Annotated in this window: 16 protein-coding genes; 5 read left to right on the top strand and 11 right to left on the bottom strand. The window is 71.6% G+C overall.

The features are described from left to right. Positions 1-11 precede the first annotated feature (11 nt). The 5 genes from ABZ340_RS04035 to bldG all read right to left on the bottom strand — a co-directional run bounded on the left by ABZ340_RS04035 (position 12) and on the right by bldG (position 6441). Positions 12-1532, bottom strand: coding sequence for a class I SAM-dependent methyltransferase (locus tag ABZ340_RS04035; RefSeq protein WP_358780160.1), 1521 nt, complete (start codon positions 1530-1532; stop codon positions 12-14). 226 nt (positions 1533-1758) lie between these two features. Then, positions 1759-2352: a small secreted protein gene (locus ABZ340_RS04040; protein ID WP_358780161.1), complete on the bottom strand. Its 594-nt coding sequence runs from the start codon at positions 2350-2352 to the stop codon at positions 1759-1761. 208 nt (positions 2353-2560) lie between these two features. Beyond that, on the bottom strand, positions 2561-4966 hold the full coding sequence (locus ABZ340_RS04045) for a sodium-translocating pyrophosphatase (protein ID WP_358780162.1): 2406 nt from the start codon (positions 4964-4966) through the stop codon (positions 2561-2563). A gap of 596 nt (positions 4967-5562) precedes the next feature. Beyond that, a complete protein-coding gene (locus tag ABZ340_RS04050) occupies positions 5563-5994 on the bottom strand; it encodes an ATP-binding protein (protein WP_358780163.1) in 432 nt (143 codons plus the stop codon). Positions 5995-6099: 105 nt separating this feature from the next. Further along, the gene (gene bldG, locus ABZ340_RS04055) at positions 6100-6441 is read right to left on the bottom strand and encodes an anti-sigma factor antagonist BldG (protein ID WP_358780164.1); all 342 of its coding nucleotides are present in this window, start codon (positions 6439-6441) and stop codon (positions 6100-6102) included. 82 nt (positions 6442-6523) lie between these two features. Between bldG and ABZ340_RS04060 the strand changes: the two genes are divergently transcribed. After that, positions 6524-8986, top strand: coding sequence for a DEAD/DEAH box helicase (locus ABZ340_RS04060; protein WP_358780165.1), 2463 nt, complete (start codon positions 6524-6526; stop codon positions 8984-8986). 281 nt (positions 8987-9267) lie between these two features. Here the strand turns inward: ABZ340_RS04060 and ABZ340_RS04065 are convergent, their stop codons facing one another. The 3 genes from ABZ340_RS04065 to ABZ340_RS04075 all read right to left on the bottom strand — a co-directional run bounded on the left by ABZ340_RS04065 (position 9268) and on the right by ABZ340_RS04075 (position 10245). Continuing rightward, positions 9268-9696 carry an Rv3654c family TadE-like protein gene (locus tag ABZ340_RS04065; protein WP_358780262.1) on the bottom strand — a complete coding sequence of 143 codons (429 nt, stop codon included), beginning with the start codon at positions 9694-9696 and terminating at the stop codon, positions 9268-9270. Between the two features lie 80 nt (positions 9697-9776). After that, positions 9777-10160 carry a TadE family type IV pilus minor pilin gene (locus ABZ340_RS04070; RefSeq protein ID WP_358780166.1) on the bottom strand — a complete coding sequence of 128 codons (384 nt, stop codon included), beginning with the start codon at positions 10158-10160 and terminating at the stop codon, positions 9777-9779. Continuing rightward, a complete protein-coding gene (locus tag ABZ340_RS04075; RefSeq protein WP_358780167.1) occupies positions 10147-10245 on the bottom strand; it encodes a DUF4244 domain-containing protein in 99 nt (32 codons plus the stop codon). The genes ABZ340_RS04070 and ABZ340_RS04075 overlap by 14 nt, the downstream gene beginning before the upstream one ends. Positions 10246-10347: 102 nt before the next feature. Between ABZ340_RS04075 and ABZ340_RS04080 the strand changes: the two genes are divergently transcribed. The 4 genes from ABZ340_RS04080 to ABZ340_RS04095 are packed head-to-tail and all read left to right on the top strand — an operon-like array spanning position 10348 to position 14905. Beyond that, positions 10348-11517, top strand: coding sequence for a tyrosine-type recombinase/integrase (locus tag ABZ340_RS04080; protein ID WP_358780168.1), 1170 nt, complete (start codon positions 10348-10350; stop codon positions 11515-11517). Next, positions 11514-14051, top strand: coding sequence for a site-specific integrase (locus ABZ340_RS04085; protein WP_358780169.1), 2538 nt, complete (start codon positions 11514-11516; stop codon positions 14049-14051). The genes ABZ340_RS04080 and ABZ340_RS04085 overlap by 4 nt, the downstream gene beginning before the upstream one ends. Beyond that, positions 14048-14620 carry a DUF6262 family protein gene (locus ABZ340_RS04090; RefSeq protein WP_358780170.1) on the top strand — a complete coding sequence of 191 codons (573 nt, stop codon included), beginning with the start codon at positions 14048-14050 and terminating at the stop codon, positions 14618-14620. Before ABZ340_RS04085 ends, ABZ340_RS04090 begins: the two co-directional genes overlap by 4 nt. 36 nt (positions 14621-14656) lie before the next feature. Then, entirely contained in the window at positions 14657-14905 is a 249-nt protein-coding gene (locus ABZ340_RS04095) for a hypothetical protein (RefSeq protein ID WP_358780171.1), read from the top strand. A 238-nt stretch (positions 14906-15143) separates the two neighbouring features. Here the strand turns inward: ABZ340_RS04095 and ABZ340_RS04100 are convergent, their stop codons facing one another. From ABZ340_RS04100 to ABZ340_RS04110, 3 genes are read right to left on the bottom strand one after another with little or no spacing between them, the layout of a single operon-like run. Next, positions 15144-15713, bottom strand: coding sequence for a hypothetical protein (locus ABZ340_RS04100; protein ID WP_358780172.1), 570 nt, complete (start codon positions 15711-15713; stop codon positions 15144-15146). Further along, positions 15710-16687, bottom strand: a complete 978-nt coding sequence (locus ABZ340_RS04105) for a hypothetical protein (RefSeq protein ID WP_358780263.1) — start codon at positions 16685-16687, stop codon at positions 15710-15712. Before ABZ340_RS04105 ends, ABZ340_RS04100 begins: the two co-directional genes overlap by 4 nt. Further along, the gene (locus tag ABZ340_RS04110) at positions 16687-17526 is read right to left on the bottom strand and encodes a hypothetical protein (protein ID WP_358780173.1); all 840 of its coding nucleotides are present in this window, start codon (positions 17524-17526) and stop codon (positions 16687-16689) included. Before ABZ340_RS04110 ends, ABZ340_RS04105 begins: the two co-directional genes overlap by 1 nt. Positions 17527-17582: the final 56 nt, after the last annotated feature.

Here is a 17582-nt window from a genome sequence, read left to right on the forward strand (position 1 = left end):
GCCGGGTGCGGTCAGCCGGCCGGCTCCAGGAACCCCTGCTCCACGAGCAGCCGGATCTGCGCGGGCGTGCGGTCGCGCAGCAGCACCGGGTCCTCGCCGAGCAGCTGGGCGATGGCGTCGAGGATGCGGCCGGCGCTCATCGTGCCGTCGCAGACGCCCGCGAAGCCGGCGGCGACCGTGTCCACCTTCGTGGCCCGCCGCATGCCGCGGTTCTGGCGCAGGACGACGTGTTCCGGGTCCTCGGCGCCGGGCATCCCGACCTGCTCCTGGACGATCTCGCCGGCCAGGGTGAAGGACGCTTCGAGCAGGGCGGCGTCGTCGCGGGCGCGCAGGTAGTCGAGCCGGTCGAAGTGGGCGCGCACGGTCTCGCCGAGCGGCTGTTCGACCGGGTGCGGCCACTCCTCCACGGTGACCGAGGGCTCGGCGGCCCCGGTCCTGCGCAGGGTGATCCAGCCGAAGCCGACGGCCTTGACCTTGCGCGCCTCGAACTCGTCCAGCCACGCGTCGTACCGCGCCTGGTACTCCGCCACGTCACCGCGGTGGTCGCCCGCGTCCCTGAGCCACAGCTCGGCGTACTGCGTGACGTCCTGCACCTCGCGCTGCACGATCCACGCGTCGCAGCCGCGCGGCACCCACGAGCGCAGCCGGTCCGTCCACTCCTCCCCCTCCACGTGCTCCCAGTTGGCGAGGAACTGCGCGAACCCGCCCTCGTTCAGGCGGTCCCCCGCCTCCTGGACGAGGGTGCGGCACAGATCGTCCCCGGCCATACCGCCGTCGCGGTAGGTGAGGCGGGCGCCGGGCGAGATCACGAACGGTGGGTTCGACACGATCAGGTCGTACGTCTCCCCCTCCGGCACCGGCGCGAACAGCGAGCCCTCGCGCAGGTCGGCGGCCGGTGCGCCGGACAGGGCGAGGGTGAGGGCGGTGATGTGCAGGGCGCGCGGGTTGACGTCGGTGGCCGTCACGCGCGTGGCGTGCCGGGCGGCGTGCAGGGCCTGGATGCCGGAGCCGGTGCCGAGGTCGAGCGCGGAGGAGACGGGCGTGCGGACGGTGATGCCGGCGAGCGTCGTGGAGGCGCCGCCGACGCCGAGCACGACGCCTTCGGCGCGGCTGCCGATGCCGCCGGCGCCGCCGACCGCGCAGCCCAGGTCGGAGACGATGAACCAGTCCTCCCCGCCGGGCCCGCCGTACGGCCGGACGTCCACCGTGGCGGCCACCTCGTCCCCGCCGGCCCGCACCAGCCACCCGCTCTCCAGGCAGGCGTCGACGGGCAGGACGTCCGCCACGCGCGCGTACGGCACCGGCTGCTGGAGCAGGAACAGGCGTACGAGCAGCTCCAGCGGCGTGTCTCCGCGGGTCGCCCGGAGCGCGGGCACGGTCTCGCTGCGCGACAGCGCCGCGTAGGCCGGGGCGCCGAGCAGCTCCAGCAGGCCGTCGGCGGTGAAGGAGGCCCCGAGCAGCGCCTGACGGAGCCGGGCGGCGACGTCGGGGCGGTCGGAGGAGGGCAGGGGGGAAAGGCCGGCGTTACTCACGTCCCCATTGTGTCCGTCCGCACCGGCATCGCACGCCGTCGGGCCGGGAGCGTCCTCGCCCGCCGCCCGGCACGCGCGCGTGGAGCCCACAGCCGCGTCGGCCAAACCGATGGAATTGCCCTCCCGCCCGGCACGCGCGCGTGGAGCCCACCCCGAGTTCGGCGACCTGGCCGACTTCGTGGAGCCGCCCGGCACGCGCGCGGAGCCCGACCTCCGGGTCAGCCGGTCAGCCGGCCGTCGCCGTCGCCGACGCGGAGGCCGACTGGCAGCTGGGCTGCTTGGCCATGGCCCTGCCGACGTCGCCCTCCTCCAGGGTCTTCAGGGCGTCGCTGCCGGTCTTGCTCAGCTTGTCCAGTTCGGCGGCGACGTCCTTGAGGCCGTCGGCGAACTTCGCCTGGTCCTTGGTGTCGAGGGCGTCGACCTGCTTCTTCAGGGAGGCGTAGGCGGAGGAGAGGTCGTTGAGCTCCCCGACCGCGTCCTTCTGCTTCTTCTCGCCGCCCTCGACGTCCGGCGCGCCGGCCTTCCGGATCGCGGCCCCCATCGCCTTGTAGGCGTCCGACATGTCCTGGAAGGCCTTGGAGTCGGTCGCCCGGACCTCCTCCGGCGTGCTGTTGTCCGAGGTCTCCTTCTGGATGGCGGCGTTGGCGGCCTCGATCTTCTTCGCCTGCGGCTGCACCGCGTCGCAGACCTGCTTCGCCCAGGAGTCCAGCTTGTCGTTGCCGTCGTCGTCGCTGCCGCATCCCGTCAGCGCCAGTACCAGTACCGCACCGCCGGACAGTGCGGCCGCGAGCTTCTTGTTCACCGGATTGGTCCCTTCCATGGCTCTCGGCCCCGGAACATACACGCCAGATGGGCGACACTCCCGTGACGAACTTCCGTGATGACCGTTATTGCAGCCATTTGCACCAAGCGAGAGAAGGCTCACGGCACGCGGTCCGGTGACGCACGGCGCGGACGGACGGCGTGTCAAACCGCATCACACGTCCGCGCGTTGAGCTGCGGCCCGGCCGTCCGGCCGGTGCCGGTCCCTAGGAAACGACCGCCGGATCGGCCGACTTGGGCTTCGGGCCGGCGTTGTCTTCGTCACTCACGGCGATGCCGCGCCGTTTGGAGGCGTACACCGCCCCGACGATGACGGCGAGCGCGAGCACCGCGATCAGCACGCGCACGCCGGTGTTCTCGTCGGCACCGTAGGAGAACCGGATCACCGCGGGCGCGATGAGCAGCGCCACCAGGTTCATCACCTTCAGCAGCGGGTTGATCGCGGGTCCGGCGGTGTCCTTGAAGGGGTCGCCGACCGTGTCGCCGATGACGGTGGCCGCGTGGGCCTCGCTGCCCTTGCCGCCGTGGTGGCCGTCCTCGACGAGCTTCTTGGCGTTGTCCCAGGCGCCGCCGGAGTTGGCGAGGAACACCGCCATCAGCGTGCCCGCGCCGATCGCGCCCGCGAGGAACGCCCCCAGGGCTCCGACGCCGAGGGTGAACCCGATGAAGACGGGCGCCATCACGGCGAGCAGTCCGGGCGTGGCGAGTTCGCGCAGGGCGTCCTTGGTACAGATGTCGACGACCTTGCCGTACTCCGGTTTCTCGCTGAAGTCCATGATCCCGGGCTTCTCGCGGAACTGCCGCCGCACCTCGAAGACCACCGAACCCGCCGACCGCGACACCGCGTTGATCGCCAGCCCCGAGAAGAGGAAGACGACCGCGGCGCCCGCGATCAGCCCGACGAGGTTGTTCGGCTGCGAGATGTCCATCATCAGGCTCATCGGCGCGCCCGGGCCGCTGAGCTGTTCGCCCACCTCGCGGGCGCCGGTGGTGAGGGCGTCGCGGTACGACCCGAACAGCGCCGCCGCCGCGAGGACGGCGGTGGCGATCGCGATGCCCTTGGTGATGGCCTTGGTCGTGTTGCCGACCGCGTCCAGGTCGGTGAGGACCTGCGCGCCCGCGCCCTCGACGTCGCCGGACATCTCGGCGATGCCCTGCGCGTTGTCGGAGACCGGCCCGAAGGTGTCCATGGCGACGATCACGCCGACCGTGGTGAGCAGGCCGGTGCCGGCCAGCGCCACCGCGAACAGCGCCAGCATGATCGACGCACCGCCGAGCAGGAACGCCCCGTACACGCCGAGGCCGATCAACAGGGCGGTGTAGACGGCCGATTCCAGGCCGACGGAGATACCGGCGAGGACGACGGTGGCGGGTCCGGTCAGCGAGGTCTTGCCGATGTCCCTGACGGGCCGTCGGGTGGTCTCGGTGAAGTACCCGGTCAGCTGCTGGATGAGCGCGGCGAGGACGATGCCGATGGCCACGGCGACGAGCGCCAGGATCCGCGGATCGCCGCTCTTGCCCTGGATCGCCGCGTCGGTGACGCCGTCGAGGTCGGCGTATTTCCCCGGCAGGTAGAGGAAGACGGCCACCGCCACCAGCACCAGCGAGATCACCGCGGAGACGAAGAACCCGCGGTTGATGGCGCTCATGCCGCTGCGGTCGCTGCGGCGCGGCGCCACCGCGAAAATGCCGATCATGGCAGTGATCACGCCGATCGCGGGCACGAGCAGCGGGAAGGCGAGCCCCGCGTCGCCGAAGGCCACCTTGCCGAGGATGAGGGCGGCGACCAGGGTCACGGCGTACGACTCGAAGAGGTCGGCCGCCATGCCCGCGCAGTCGCCGACGTTGTCGCCCACGTTGTCGGCGATGGTCGCGGCGTTGCGCGGATCGTCCTCCGGGATGCCCTGTTCGACCTTGCCGACCAGGTCGGCGCCGACGTCGGCGGCCTTGGTGAAGATGCCGCCGCCGACCCGCATGAACATCGCGATCAGCGCCGCGCCGAGGCCGAAGCCCTCCAGGACCTTCGGCGCGTCGGCCGCGTACACCAGCACCACGCAGGAGGCGCCCAGCAGGCCGAGCCCCACCGTGAACATGCCGACGACGCCCCCCGTGCGAAAGGCGATCTTCATCGCCTTGTGCGAGACGAGGGTGAGGTCCTTTTCCGGTTCACCCGGTGCCGGTGTCGCTTCCCGCGCCGCCGCGGCCACCCGCACATTGCTGCGTACGGCGAGCCACATGCCGATATAGCCGGTGGCCGCCGAGAACGCCGCGCCGATCAGGAAGAACACCGATCGTCCGGCGCGCTGATTCCAGTCGTCCGCGGGCAGCAGCATGAGCAGGAAGAACACGACGACGGCGAATACGCCGAGCGTGCGCAGCTGCCGGGCCAGATAGGCGTTCGCGCCTTCCTGGACGGCTGCCGCGATCTTCTTCATGCCGTCGGTGCCCTCGCCGGCCGCGAGTACCTGGCGCACCAGCACACCCGCGACCACCAGGGCCGCCAGCGCGACCGCGGCGATGACCGCCACCAGCAGACGGTTTCCGTCGGTCAGCGCCGCGGCCGCGAAGGTCGAGGGGGCGCCCAACTCGTATGAGAGAGAAAGCTCCGCCATTCGTCCTCCTTGACGCTTGGGCTGAGCTCACGCTGCGGACGGATTGCAGGTACCGGAACCCGATCGAAACAGGGCACGGTAAAGGGGATTTACCTTTCCCACTCCCGGCAAATGATCGCCGGGTGACCGTGGACCCGAAAGCGGTAATGCCCCGAAAGCATTCAACCCGTGATCCATTTGTTCTGGGCGTCGCTTATCGATCGTGAATGCATTCACGAAATGCACGCTCGGAACCACTGTATGCGCGGACTTCGGCTTCCGCACACGGTCCGCATACGGCCCGTGCACGACCGGTCCGTACACGACGAAGGGTCCTGCGGAGCAGGGCCCTTCCGAGTCGGCACGTCACGCGCACCGGCGCGTCGGGCGCGCACCGGTGGCCGGACGCGTACCGGTGGGTCGGGCGCGTACCGGTGGGTCGGGCGCGTACCGGTGGGTCGGGCGCGTACCGGTGGGCCGGACGCGTACCGGTGGGCCGGGCGCGTACCGGTGGCCGGACGCGTACCGGTGGGCCGGGCGCGTACCGGTGGGCCGGATGCGTGCCGATGGCCGGCGCGTCGGGCGGCGGGGTCATGCCCGGACGAGGACGGGAGGGGTCAGGCGACCGGCACCGGGGGCGGCGCGGTCGGCCAGGTCATACGGATCAGCCCGCCGTCCTGCCCGGCCTTGACCTCCACGTCGTCGACGAGCCCGCTGATGACCGCGAGGCCCATCTCGTCCTCCTCGGTCTCCGCGTCGTCGCCCGCCACCGCGGCGGCCGGGTCACCGGGGGCCGCGTGCGGCGCCTCGTCGCCGACCTCGATGGAGAACTGCTTCTCCTCCTCGATCAGCGACACCTTCACCGGCGCCGTGATCCCGTTGGTGCGGTGCAGCCCGACGGCCCGGCTGCACGCCTCGCCGACGGCCAGCCTGACCTCGTCGAGAACGGCCTCGTCGACTCCCGCCCTGCGTGCCACCGCGGCCGCCACCAGCCGGGCGGTCCTGACGTGCTCGGGCAGCGCGCTGAAGCGGAGTTCGACGGTGGCCATGCATCCCCCTCACGACTACGGGCGTGCTTTCAGGGGGCCGGGCTGCCGAAAGCCCGGCCCCCTGGGTACAACTCTTCCGTCCGGGCCGGTGGCCCGGTGCGGTGGTCAGTCGGTGGCCGCCACCGCTTCGTCCACCGAGGTGTGGATCGGGAACACCTTGGTGAGACCGGTGATGCGGAAGATCTTGAGAATGCGCTCCTGGTTGCAGACCAGGCGCAGCGAGCCCTCGTGGGCGCGCACCCGCTTCAGGCCGCCGACCAGCACGCCGAGTCCGGTGGAGTCGAGGAAGTCCACGCGCTCCATGTCGACGACGAGGTGGAAATTGCCATCGTTCACCAGCTCGACCAGCTGCTCGCGCAGCTTGGGCGCGGTGTATACATCGATTTCGCCACCGACCTCGACGACCGTGCGATCGCCGACGGTACGGGTCGACAGGGACAGGTCCACGGATCCTCCAGCACCTTGCTATCGAGCGGTCGTCCCTCGGGACACCTCGGCTTGGAGCCCCCGGGACGGTTCGCCAGCCGCGATGGCATTCAATCACTTACCGGCAGGCGTGCACGACGCCTTGCTCCCATTGTCCGTCACGCCAGTGACACACTCGGTGCCGATGGCCGAGAATCACCGATCCGATCGACCCGTGGCGGACCCCGTATCCCGGCCGGCTCCGGGCGCGGTCCTGGGCCGGCTCGCCGCGGGGCCGAGCCGGGCTGCGCGCATCACTCATACGGAGCACTTGCCCCCGCGCGAGGGCCGCCATGCCGTCTGGCCGGACCGGATCCGCCCGGAGGTGATCGCGGCCGTGGCGGCCGCGGGCATCGAGCATCCGTGGGAGCACCAGGCACGGGCGGCCGGGCATGCCCTGGACGGCGATTCGGTGGTGGTCGCCACCGGCACGGCCTCCGGCAAGTCCCTGGCGTACCTGGTCCCGGTGCTGTCGACGCTGCTGGACGGCGCCGAGGCCCCGAACGGGCGGGGCGCCACCGCCCTGTACCTGGCGCCGACGAAAGCCCTCGCGGCGGACCAGTGCCGATCGGTGAAGGAACTTTCACAACCTCTCGGCGCGTCGGTGCGTCCCGCGGTCTACGACGGCGACACCCCGTTCGAGGAACGGGAGTGGATCCGCCAGTACGCCACCTACGTCCTGACCAACCCGGACATGCTGCACCGCGGCATCCTGCCGTCGCACCCCCGCTGGTCCTCCTTCCTGAAGGCACTGAAGTACGTCGTGATCGACGAGTGCCACACCTACCGCGGCGTCTTCGGCTCCCACGTCGCCCAGGTGCTGCGCCGGCTGCGCCGCCTGTGCGCCCGCTACGGGTCCTCGCCGGTGTTCCTGCTGGCCTCCGCGACCGCCGCCGAACCGGCCGTGGCCGCCCGCAGGCTCACCGGGCTCCCGGTGGTCGAGGTGGCCGATGACGCCTCTCCCCGTGGTGAACTGGTGTTCGCCCTGTGGGAGCCGCCGCTGACCGAACTGGAGGGCGAGAAGGGCGCGCCCGTCCGCCGTACGGCCACCGCCGAGGCGGCCGACCTGCTCACCGACCTCACCGTGCAGGGCGTCCGCTCGGTCGTCTTCGTCCGCTCCCGGCGCGGCGCCGAGCTGATCTCGGTGATCGCCCAGGAGCGCCTGGCCGAAGCCGACCGGTCGCTGGCGCGGCGGGTCGCGGCGTACCGCGGCGGCTACCTCCCCGAGGAGCGCCGCGCCCTGGAACGCGCCCTCCACTCCGGCGAACTGCTCGGCCTGGCCGCGACCAACGCCCTCGAACTCGGCGTGGACATCGCCGGGCTGGACGCGGTGGTGATCGCCGGTTACCCGGGCACGCGGGCGTCGCTGTGGCAGCAGGCGGGCCGCGCGGGCCGCTCCGGGCAGGGCGCACTGGCGGTCCTGGTCGCCCGCGACGACCCCCTGGACACCTTCCTCGTCCACCACCCCGAGGCGCTGTTCGACCAGCCGGTGGAGTCCACCGTCCTCGACCCCGACAACCCCTACGTCCTCGCCCCGCACCTGTGCGCCGCCGCCGCGGAGCTGCCGCTGACGGAGGAGGACCTGGAGCTGTTCGGCCCCTCCTGCGCGGAGCTGCTGCCCCAGCTGGAGGCGGCGAAGCTGCTGCGCCGCCGCACGAAGGCGTGGCACTGGACCCGCCGGGAGCGGGCCGCCGACCTGACCGACATCCGGGGCGAGGGCGGCAGGCCGGTGCAGGTCGTCGAGGCCGGTACGGGCCGGCTGCTCGGCACGGTCGACGCGGGCTCCGCGCACACCACCGTGCACGAGGGCGCGGTCCACCTGCACCAGGGCCGCACGTACCTCGTCCGCTCCCTGGACCTGGAGGACTCGGTCGCCCTGGTCGAGCAGGCCGTCCCGCCGTACTCGACGGTGGCCCGCGACACCACGTCGATCTCCGTCCTGGAGACGGACACCGAGGTGCCGTGGGGCGACGGGCGCCTGTGCTACGGCTCCGTCGAGGTCACCAACCAAGTGGTCTCCTTCCTGCGCCGGCGGCTGATCACCGGCGAAGTGCTCGGCGAGACCAAACTCGACCTGCCTCCCCGCACCCTGCGCACGCGTGCCGTGTGGTGGACGGTCACCGAGGACCAACTGGACACGGCCCGGATCACTCCGGAGATCCTCGGCGGGTCCCTCCACGCGGCCGAGCACGCGTCGATCGGCATGCTGCCCCTGTTCGCCACCTGCGACCGCTGGGACATCGGCGGCGTGTCCGTGCCGCTGCACCCGGACACGCTGCTGCCGACGGTCTTCGTGTACGACGGCCATCCCGGCGGCGCGGGCTTCGCCGAGCGCGCCTTCCACACCGCCCGCGCCTGGCTCACCGCCACCCGCGAGGCCATCGCCTCCTGCGAGTGCGACGCCGGCTGCCCGTCCTGCATCCAGTCCCCCAAGTGCGGCAACGGCAACGACCCGCTGCACAAGAGGGGCGCGGTACGACTGCTCACGGAGCTGCTGCGGGGAGCACCGGAGAACCGGGGTGCCTAGGACCGTGCGGGGCGACGGGCCGAGGCGCGCTCCGGAGGCAGAGGCACCATCCGAAGGCGAGGCAGCAGGGGCGGAGACAGAGGCAGCGGCGGAGCTCGGCCGGGCGGGAGAGCGGCCTACCGGCTCCGCGCGGGAGCCGCGGGGAGCGCCGGGCCGGTGGGGAGCGCCGGGCCGGTGGGGAGCGCCGGGCCGGTGGGGAGCGCCGGGCCGGTGGGGAGAGGGAGCGGCACCGGAGCCGCTTCGGCGATGACGGACGGCGGGGCATCCCCGGCGGTGCCGGGTCACGGAGCCTCTCCGGGGAAGCCCGCCGGCGGGACCGGGCCGCCGGACGCGGGGCCCGCCGGCCCCGCCCGTGCCCTGACCTCCGCCTCGAACGGGCCCCGGCCCGACGCGGCGGTCACGTCCGAGACGCGGCCGGTCACCTCGCACCGCACGAGCCGAGCGGACTGGGCCCGGGCCACGCGTTCCGCCCGGGCGCACGCGGCCGTACCGCCCTTCGCCCAGTGGTCGGCCGCGGCGAGTGCCGCCAGGTCGGCGCCACCGGCCGCGCGGTGCCGGGCCACCACGGCCTGCCCCAGGGCCAGCACGGCACCGAACACGACACACAGGGCGGCGATCACCGCGACGCTCCAGACGGTGGCGGAGCCTCGGTCGGACCGGACAGTCCGGTACGACCGGCCGGACCGGCCGGCCTGCCGAGCGGCCCGCAGGGCGGCCGCGGTCACCCGGCCGAGGCACCGAACGCCGCCCGGCCGCACCGTCACGGCACCACCCCGCGGCCGGCCGCCCCTCACGGTCCCCCCTCCGTCCCGGCCGTCGGCTCCACCATCGCCACGGCCTCCTCGCGCACCTCGAACGGCAGGCCGCCCAGGACGGGCGGCTTCGCCACGACGACCACGCGGACCCGGTCCGCCTCCCTGCCGACCGTGACCGTCGCGCCGTGCGGCGCCGCCTCGCGGGCCAGTGCGACGACGGCCCCGGCCGGGTCCTGCCGGGCCGCCGCGCGCGCACCGGTCCGCGCCGCGTCCACGCACTGGATCTGCGCGGCCACGACCATCAACCCCCACACCAGCGCCATCGCGAACATCACCAGCACCGGCAGCACCACGGCCGACTCCGCGGTCACGAACCCCCGGTCGTCTCCCCGGCGCGGGCCGCGCTCACATCCGCGCATCGAGCGCCTGCTTCACGATGTCCTGCAACTCGGCGCTGACCGGCCCGCTCGTCAGCACCTTGTAGAGAACCGCGGCGAACGCCACGGCCGCGACGATTATCTTGGGTTCTCAAAGATCAGCAGGCATGTGAGGCAAGTAGAGTGATCTCGTACTTGCCTTAACGATATTCAAGGGGTGTAAGGCACGTTGGCCATGTCTACTGTCCTGCACCGACACTTCCGGGCTGAGCGTGCCGTCTCCGCCGATGGCTCTACGTACTGGGTCGTCGTCAACGAGTCCTTCGAGCTCCATATCGAGGCGTGTGCCTACCTGGCGGGTCTGCGGGGGGCGGACCGCGCGTACAACACCGAGCGGACGTACGCGGGCCGGATCGCGTTGTACCTGTCGTACTGCACCGAGTACGGCGTGGACTGGACCCGTCCGAGCCTGGCCCAGCTGATGGCGATGATGCGGTGGCTGGTCGATGAGCCGCTGCCGTCGCGGAGCCGTCGGCCGGGTGCCGAGTCCCGGTTCCGCAGCAAGGGCACCGCGAACGCGATCATGGGGACGGTCGGCGAGTTCCTGTCGTGGTGTGCGCTTCAGGGCTGGGTGCCGGCGAGCGTCGTCAGTCAGCTCGTCCAGCCGAAGTTCCTGCGCTACGCCCCGCCCGGCTTCGATCCGGGTGAGGACGGCCAGCACCGCACGGTGCAGGCCCGGCGGATCAAGTACCGCGTCGCGGTGCCGGGCTACGAGTGGCTGTCGGACGAGCAGATCGCCCAGGTCATCGACTGCACCACCCGTGCCCGCGACCGGTTCTTGGTCTCGCTGCTGGCCGTCACCGGGATGCGCATCGGCGAGGCCCTGGGGCTGCGGCGGGAGGACATGCATTTCCTGCCCGACTCCACCGCGCTGGGCTGCCGGATCGAGGGCCCGCACGTGCACGTGCGGCGCCGGTTGAACAGCAACAACGCCTACGCCAAGTCCCGGCAGTCGCGTTGGATTCCGGTCGAGGCCGACACCGTAGCTCTGTACGCGGACTACCGCTACGAGCGCGAGGAGATACCGGAGGCGGCCGGGTGCGACATGGTGTTCGTCAACCTCTTCCGCGGCCCGCTGGGCGAGCCGATGAAGTACCACAGCACCTACGAGCTGTTCCAAAGGCTCGCCAAGCGCGCGGGGTTCGCAGCCCGGCCGCACATGCTCCGGCACTCCGCGATCACGCGGTGGGTCCGCTCCGGGGTGCCCAGGGACGTGGCCCAGAACATGGCCGGGCACGCCTCGCCGCAGTCGATGGACCCCTATACCCACGCAACTGACCAGGACAAACGCGACGCCGTCGAGATGGTGGCCGCCAAGAGGAAGGAAGCCCGCGCGTGACGGCGACGGGGAATGTCGTACCGCTCCACCAGCCGCGCCCCGCACGGAAGACCGCCGTGGACGCGCTGCCGCCGGACGTGCTGGCAGGCTGGACCGCGTGGCTGGACGAGCGCATCGACAGCGGCTGGCGCCTGGGCGAGTGGGACGGTGAGGCCCGGCTGTTCAGCGGGGACGCCGACAATCCGCGCACGGTGGTCTACCGGTGTCCCACGACAGCCTGCGACGGCCTGTCGCGCACCCGGGGTCTGTGCGCCACCTGCGAGAAGGCGTTTCGGTCCAGCGAGTTGGAGCTGAAGGAGTTCAAGGCCGTCTTCGCCCCGGACCGCAATCGGGTGATCGCGGGCCAGCGGGCCGCCTGCCGCGTTGCGGGGTGCCCGCGCGAGTCGGTCCTGTGGGGGCTGTGCAACGCGCACGGCTCGCTGCGGCACAAGCACCTTCAACGCGACCCCGCCTCCGACCTGGAATCCTGGATCGCCGAGCAGACGCCGTACCCCCCGTCGCCCGCCTGCGCGGTGCCCGGCTGCCGCTACGACGCGCGGGCCACCTTCGGGCTGTGCTCGATGCACCAGGCCCGCTGGAAGAAGCACACGTCCGTCTCCCGCCGCCGGCGTCCGGCACCCGTGGTGACGGCGGAGTGGCTGGATCGGCAGGCGCCGTTTTTGAACATCCACCAGTTCTCGCTCGCGCCGCTGCATCCGGTGGCCCGCCTGGAGATGCTGTACGCGCTCCAGCAGCGCGACCAGCGCGGCCAGAAGATCGACCCGGTCGCCGTCCGCCAGGCCGTCGCCCACCTCGCCGACCGCGTGACCAGCATCGCCGCCGCTGACACTGAACGGGTCACGGGCCCGGCCCAGGCGAACGTGGACGCCCTGCTGCGGGAGACCCACCGCATCGTCACCGGCGCCTTCGACCGCTTCCAGGGCATCGACCCGACCAGCCGGGACGTGCTGGACCTGTCCGAACTCGGCGTACGGGGACTGCGCGGCACACCCACCCACCGCCCCGGCGGCGTGGACGTCTCCGAGGTCCGGCAGCCGTGGCTGCGGCAGGTCCTGGTCACCTGGATCGCCGAGACCAAGCCGACGACCAGCGAGGTCCGCCGGGCGCTTCGGGCCTGTCTGGCCGCCTCGCGGGCCCTTCAGGTCAGGCCCGGCGGCGGCGAGGACCCGGCCCAGCTCTCCTTCGCCGACATGAACGCGGTGGTCGACACCTTCCGCCACCTGCCCAAGCTGGACGGGAACCCGATGTCGAACAAGCAGCGGGGCGCCCTGCTGTCGTTCTTCTTCAAGGTCCTCGACTACAACCGCGCCGCCGGGCACCTGGACGGCATGTCCGCCAGCTTCGCCCGCCACTCCAGCCACGTCATCAAGCAGGAGGAGGCGAACGAGGACGAGACCGGCAAGGCCCTGCCCGAGACGATCATCGCCCAGCTCGACCAGCACACGGCCCTGCTCGGCGAGGGCGTCTCCCACGGCCGGATGACTCCCGAGCAGGTGGGGGCGATGGCCCGCGCCGTCTACGAGCTGCTGCGGGACACCGGGCGGCGCCCGTACGAGATCGCCGAGCTGCGGACGACCTGCCTGGAGCACGACGGCGGCGACTGGTCGTTGATCTGGGACAACCGCAAGGGCCGCCGCAACGGCCGCCGCCTGCCCATCACCTCCGACACCGTGGCGACGGTCAGGACCTGGCTCGACGTCCGCGAGACGCTGGAGCTGCCCACTGGCAGCGAGCCGTACCTGTTCCCGCCGGCCGGGGAGGACGGGATCGTGCGGCACCTGGGCTCCGGACAGATTTCGACCATCATCCGTGAGTGGACCAAGCGCATCCCCGTCCTGCTGAGCGAGGAGTTCGGCAAGGACGGCGAGCGGGTGCCGTTCGACACCTCGCTGATCTACCCGTACGCATTCCGCCACTCCTATGCCCAGCGGCACGCGGACGCCGGGGTGCCGATCGACGTACTCCGCGAGCTGATGGACCACAAGTCGATGCAGACCACCCAGCGCTACTACAAGATCAGCCAGAAGAGGAAGCGGCAGGCGGTCAACGTGATGCGCCTGCACACCGTGGACCGCAAGGGCAGTCCCGCGCCGATGGCGTCGGCCACCGCCTATCAGGCCCGCTCGGTGGCGGTGCCGTTCGGCAACTGCACCGAGCCGTCCAACGTCAAGGCGGGGGGCAAGGCATGCCCGATCCGCTTCCAGTGCGCCGCCTGCCCCTCCTACCGGCCCGACCCCTCGTACCTGCCCGCCATGGAGGACCACATCCGCTCGCTGAAGGCCGACCGGGAGATGGCCGTCATGATGGAGGCGGACGAGTTCGTCGTCCGCAACCTCGATGACCAGATCGCGGCGTTCAAGGGGACCGCGGAGACGATGCGGAAGCTGGTGGAGGCCATGGGCCCCGATGAGCGGGAAGAAGTCGAGCAGGCCGCGACCGTCCTGCGCAAGGTGCGGGCCGCCCAGGGCAGTGGTGCCGCGGTCGCGCTGGGCATGCCCGCCTTCCCCGCCCCGCGAGACGGGAGCACGGCATGAGCCAGGCCAAGCGCACTCCCGGCGACGTGCTGCGGGAATCCCGCCAGAAGGACAGCCAGACCAAGCGGGCCAAGGTCCTGGCGACGCTGGACGCGATGAAGGCCAAGGGCGAGCCCATCACCTTCACCGCGGTCGCCCGCGCCGCCGGGGTCTCCAACTGGCTTGTCTACGCCGAAGGTATGCGCGAGCACATCGAGGCCGCGATGAAGGGCCAGGCCAAGGCGGAACGGCGGAAGGGCCAGGCTGGGGCCAACGCCTCCGCGGCGAGCCTGGCCACCGACCTCGCCCTGGTCCGTGAGGAGAACAAGGCCCTGCGCGAGGAAAGGGACCGCCTCAAGAAGGCCGTCCAGCGCTCGCTGGGCGCCCAGTTGGACCAAGCCGGCACCAAGGAGCTGACCGCCCGGATCAACGAGCTGCTGGCGGCCGTGGAACGGCTCACCCTGGAACGCGACGAAATACGCGCCGAGCGCGACGAGCTGAAGGCCAAGCTCACCGAGACCGAGGACGACCTGGCCGCCGCCCGAGAGGCCGGCCGGCGAATGCTGCGGCACGTCAACCGCACACCGTGATCCGAGGCGCCCGCCACGACGAAAGGAAGGCCCGCTGTGGAGAGCACGGACCCGGCCCAGTGGGCGGATCTGTTCGTCCGTGACGTGGACGCCCGGCCGGTGCAGTTCGTCCGGCCTGCCGACACCGACCTGCCCGTGTGGGTGGCGTACGAGGGCGGCCGGTATCTGGGGACGGTGCAAGCGGAGCACGACGGCGGCGAGCCGTTGTGGCGGGTGCAGAGTACGCGTGAAGCCCACCGTGATCTCGACGGCGCTGTCCGGGCCCTGCGGCTCCCGCGCGAGTGAAGATCACCCCAGGGTGTGGGGGCCGGTGACCTGCTGTGATAGTCATGGAAGCGTGGTGAGCGGTCCTCCCGTCTCACCATCCTGCCCGCCCCGGAGCCATTCCATGTAGGAACCCCCTTACACAACCGGCTCCGGGGCGGTTTGCGTTACCGGGCTGCGGACGCCCTGCCCCAGAGCGACCGAGGGGTGCCGGGCAGAGCCCGGCACCCCTGAGCCCGCCGCACCCGGGCGGGGCCGGTCATGAGGCTGCGGACTGACGCGAGGTCACCTCGGCGAGCTGGGCTTCCAGGTCGGCGATCCGCTGGGCCTGGCGGCGCATGGTCCCCTGGGCCTGGAGAACCTTGCTGCCCAGGCCCTCCACACCGCTGACCGTCTTCATGCAGCCCTCGGCGGCCTCGGCCATCTGACCGAATGCCTCGGGTTCGATGCTGTTGGGGTTGTTGGCCTCGAACGTGCAGGCCCGGTGCATGTCGCCCATGTATGCCACGGCCTTGCGGCAGGCGAGCAGGGCATCGCGGGCGCCGAACTCGTCGCCCTGCCCGGACTTGTGGAAGCGGGTCACGCGTGCACCGCGCCGCTGCGGGTCGCGGGAGGGCATGAACTGCTCCAGGCGATGACCGAGAAGGTGTGCGGCGGCACGGGCCCGGGGCACCGCCCGCCGCAGCCGGCTGCCGTCGGGGATGCCGGTGCCGCGGGAGATATCCGCATAGGACAGCTCACGGCCGGCGTTGTGGACCAGCCACAGCAGCACGTCAGTCGCGTCCTGTTCAGCCTGGGAGGGGGTGCCGCTGTCGCGCTTGGGGCTCATCCCAGCTTCTTCTCGCTTTCGTCCAGGAACGCGCGCAAGGCGTCATCGTTCAGCGCGGTGAGGGAGCTGGCGGCCAGGTCGCGGATGAACGCGATGGCCGCCTCGGATGCGTCACACAGCTCGGCGATGGCCCGGCGGCGGTCGTCGGTGAACTGCACCTGGCTGCCTTGCAGCAGGGACAGCACTCGCAGCGTGCCCAGGCGGACCTGCGTCATCTCGGTGAAGACGGCCAAGGCCACGTCCGGATCGGATGTCTCCCGGGCAGTGGCCCGTACGGCCCGCTCGACGTCCGCCGCCTCCGGATCCGGCACCTGCCGGTCCGGAGGGACTTGCTCCCGGTCAAGGGTCCGGTCTCGGTCCTCGGCGGCCTGCCGGGCCGCCGCCCGGTCTTCGCTGTCCGCCTGGGCCTGGCGCCGCTTGTATTCCTCGATGGCCTCCTCCGCAGCCGCGCGGGCGGTGTCGTCGGCCAACACCGCGGTCTTCAGCGCCTTCGGCTGCTGAGCCACGTAGACCACCGCTGTCGGCTTGACACCGGCACGCTCGGCTTCCTGCTCGATCGCCTGCCGCCGATCGCCGTCCTTCATGCGGGCCTGGTAGCTGCGGTAGTAGCCGTGCTCACCGAAGAACGGCACCTCCTCCTCGTCCGGCAGTTCGACGTGGATGCCCGGGGTCAGGTCGTGGACGGCGGGAACGAGCCCGTCGCACGCCGCCCGGACCCAGGCGTCGTAGAAAGCCAGGATGCGCTGGGTACTGGTGCCGGACCGGCGGGCGAACTCGCGAGCGCTGATGCGGCGGTAAACGTTACGACCGTGACGTTTGGACTGCTGCTCGAAAGTCATCCCGTGGCCCTCGCCGGGCTCGATCCGCCGGGCGACTAGAAGGGCACGGGCCCAGCCACCCTTGCGGTCGTGCATGGCGAACTCCTCGACATCGGCCGCCAGCCACTCGTCGCAGTCCTCAGAGGCCGGCGTCATCACACGCCCACCAGATCCCGGGTCTCGACCCGCTCCCGGCGGGCAGCAGCCGTCCGGTCGCCCACCCTGACCTTGATCCACGTGGTGAGGACTTCCAGCGTGCCGAGCGCTTCCTCGCATGCAGCCCGCTGTTCGTCGGTGAAGTCCATGGCAGAGGACGGCGGATACCGGTTCATAAAGGCGGTGGCCTGGTCCCGTAGCCGCACCAGGTCACGGGCCAGGGCCTGGGCCTTGTCCGGCCGGCCACCACCGCACTCGGGGCCACGGGTCTCACGGTCCCTGCGACGCTTTTCGTCCATGACGCGCTTCATGGCGTCGTGGACCTCGTCGTTCTCCTCCACCAGATCGCGAAGGACCTTGTCGCGTTCGTGAGGAGGAAGGGCGCCGAGGTAATCGGCCACGGACGTGTCACCGGAAGGGTCCAGCAGGTCTTGCAGGGCCGGGCCAGTCCCCAGCGCCCGCTGGTACTGGGCCACGGAGATCCGGGCGGCGCCGGACTGAAGGGCTTCCCCGATCATCACCCGCAAGGTGCCGTAGCCCTCGTCGTACGGCTTGCCGGAGGGCGCCAGGCGGGCGCCTTCCCGCAGCACGCTGTAGCTGACGTGGACGCCGCTGTCGGCCACGAGTTGCCGCACCGGCGGGGTACACATCCGGGCGGTGTGCCGGTACTGGCGAGCCGTGCGGGGGTTGAGGCTGATCTCGTCGCAGTACCGGTCGAAGTCACCGTCGCCGCCCAGGGCCGTGACCGACAGCAGCTTGTCCCCGATGACCAGCCGGTTCTCCCGGCCGTCGTCCATCAGCCGGCGCCCCTCGTGCACATCCTGCTCTGTGTAGCTCATACGGATTCCTCATTGAACCGACAAGACGAGCGCACAGGGTAATCGGGTGAACGCAC

Source organism: Streptomyces sp. NPDC006134 (assembly GCF_040628835.1).
Classification (GTDB): Bacteria; Actinomycetota; Actinomycetes; order Streptomycetales; family Streptomycetaceae; genus Streptomyces.